Raw genomic sequence first — 2,335 nt, forward strand, 5'->3', positions numbered from 1 at the left:
ATTTTATATCTTGTTTGTAGTAATATTGGATCGAAATTCAACTAAAGAGAATAAATTATGGGAAACAAGCAAGGCCATAAAGTGCTTGTTGTGGATGATGAAGAAGCAATCCTTGAGTTGTTAAAGTATAACCTTGAAAAACAGGGTTATGAAGTGAAAACTGCTTTGGATGGCGTTAAGGGTGTTGAAATAGCCAAAAGATTCAAACCAGATCTTATTCTGCTGGATATCATGATGCCCCGGCAAGATGGCGTTGAAACTTGCAGGCAACTGAGGGAAATACCTGATATATCCGGCACATTTATCATATTCCTTACGGCGCGTTCTGAAGAATACTCTGAAGTGGCTGCCTTTGATGTTGGTGCCGATGACTATATCACCAAGCCCATTAAGCCGCGTGCATTAATGAGCAGGATCAATGCCTTTTTCAGAAGGGACACCAAGAAAAAAGAAGTTACCAACCAGATATCTATCGGCGACCTCGTCATTGACCGCACCAGCTACACCGTGCAGATGAAGGGAAATGAAGTGTCGCTTCCTAAGAAAGAGTTTGAGCTTCTGTATTTTCTGGCACAAAACCCCAATAAGGTATTTGACCGGGATGAATTGCTACAGAATATCTGGGGGTCAGACGTTTATGTGTTGGCCCGTACCGTAGATGTGCATATCAGAAAGGTGAGGGAGAAAATAGGAGATGACTACATCAAAACCATTAAAGGTGTAGGCTACAAGTTCAGTCTCAACTAAGCATATGGTTTTTAATTCCAGGTTAATTGCCGTGCTGCTGGCTTTTTGCATTGCAGTGGTTACCACCTCTTTCCTTTCACTGTTTAAAGAGGTAAGCAGCAGTGCTTTGGTGGTAACTTTTCTCATCAGCCTTTCTTCAACCTATTTACTGGGTTTTATTATCCTGGAGTTTCTGATCTTTCGCGAGATTAATAAAATATACAGCCTGCTCGATAACCTGAGGGAAAGTGAGCTGACTTCTATCGACCAAAACAAGTCAGGTTTATTCAATCCCTTAAAAAAGATCAATGAAGAGATATTCTCTTACGCAGCCCTGAAGCAAAAGGAAATTGATGAACTAAAAAAACTTGAGGCATTTCGTAGAGAGTTTATTGCCGATGTAAGCCACGAACTCAAAACACCAATATTTGCGGCCCAGGGATTTGTACACACTTTGCTTGATGGTGCTGTAAAAGATAAAAGCGTAAGAAACAGGTTTCTAAAAAAGGCCGCCAAGAGCCTTGACGGGCTGGACATACTGGTCCAGGACCTGCTGACCCTGTCACAGATCGAGACCGGTGAAATCAAAATGCATTTTGAGTCTTTCGACATCCGGCAATTGGCAGAGGAAGTGATCGACCAGTTTGAAAACAAAGCCGAAAAGAAGGACATCGAGCTCAAAATATCCAAACATGCCCCGGAGCAAGCGATGGTCTACGCCGACTGGCAAAGGATCAATCAGGTAGTGACCAATCTGGTGAGCAATGCCATTAAATATTCCAACAAAAATGGCAAAGTCACCATCGACTTTGAAGTTACTAACTCTCATGTCATTACACGTGTAAAAGATACCGGGGAAGGCATACCTCCCGAACATATCAAAAGGATCTTTGAACGGTTCTACAGGGTAGATAAAAGCCGCTCACGCGAAAAGGGCGGTACTGGCCTTGGATTGGCCATCGTTAAACACATCATGGAAGTCCACAAATCCAAAGTAGAGGTGACCAGCGAGCCTGGGAAGGGGTCTGTGTTTAGCTTTAAACTCCCAAAGAAGGCTCCTGAACAGGTTAGCGGCGAATAGCAAATCCTCTTAAACCATTTCCATCTTTTTTAAACCGGAATTAATTCTTGGAAAATTGTCCGGATGATGTTTATATTGTCGGCTCATGCGCATGAGTGAATAATTATACTCCCCATATTCTTGCGCTAAATACCGAGATTAATATCATTTTTTCTCTAAGCAGCTATAATGCCCCCATCATTATGGTCATGAAAAGTTCCTGAAAGGTATTTTTCAGATGGTGTAATCAGGGTATTAATGTAAACAAGGCTATATAAACCAACTACCGATGTTTGAAGAAAAAACACCATCTCCTGGTGCAGCCCAGCCACATCCCTTGGATGTTTCTCTGGAGTCAACCGGTGCCTTACCTGAAAGCCAGCCTTTTTTTGATCCTTTTGCCCCTCAATGGGACGATGAGGTCAATCAGCGTGTTCGCCCCAGGCCGAAAGGCTCAGTACCTCCCTTTAAGTCCATGTATAAGAATATGCCAAGCATCTATGAAATGACCATGCCGGGCATGATCTCAAAAATAGACCTGAACAAGGT

3 protein-coding genes are annotated in these 2,335 nt (G+C 42.7%); all 3 read left to right on the forward strand.

Annotated features, from left to right (window positions below):
• Positions 1-57: 57 nt before the first annotated feature.
• Positions 58-747, forward strand: coding sequence for a response regulator transcription factor (locus tag E1163_RS00935; protein WP_155168651.1), 690 nt, complete (start codon positions 58-60; stop codon positions 745-747).
• Positions 748-751: 4 nt separating this feature from the next.
• On the forward strand, positions 752-1,807 hold the full coding sequence (locus E1163_RS00940; RefSeq protein WP_155168652.1) for a sensor histidine kinase: 1,056 nt from the start codon (positions 752-754) through the stop codon (positions 1,805-1,807).
• 268 nt (positions 1,808-2,075) lie between these two features.
• On the forward strand, positions 2,076-2,335 hold a 260-nt coding region (locus E1163_RS00945), incomplete at its 3' end, for a hypothetical protein (protein WP_155168653.1).

Source organism: Fulvivirga kasyanovii (genome assembly GCF_009711405.1).
In the GTDB taxonomy this organism is placed as follows: Bacteria; Bacteroidota; Bacteroidia; order Cytophagales; family Cyclobacteriaceae; genus Fulvivirga; species Fulvivirga kasyanovii.

What these genes read in the sequence shown, in the direction of transcription:
- E1163_RS00935 (WP_155168651.1), top strand. Translation starts at nt 58, where the DNA reads ATGGGAAACAAGCAAGGCCATAAAGTGCTTGTTGTGGATGATGAAGAA.
- E1163_RS00940 (WP_155168652.1), top strand. Translation starts at nt 752, where the DNA reads ATGGTTTTTAATTCCAGGTTAATTGCCGTGCTGCTGGCTTTTTGCATT.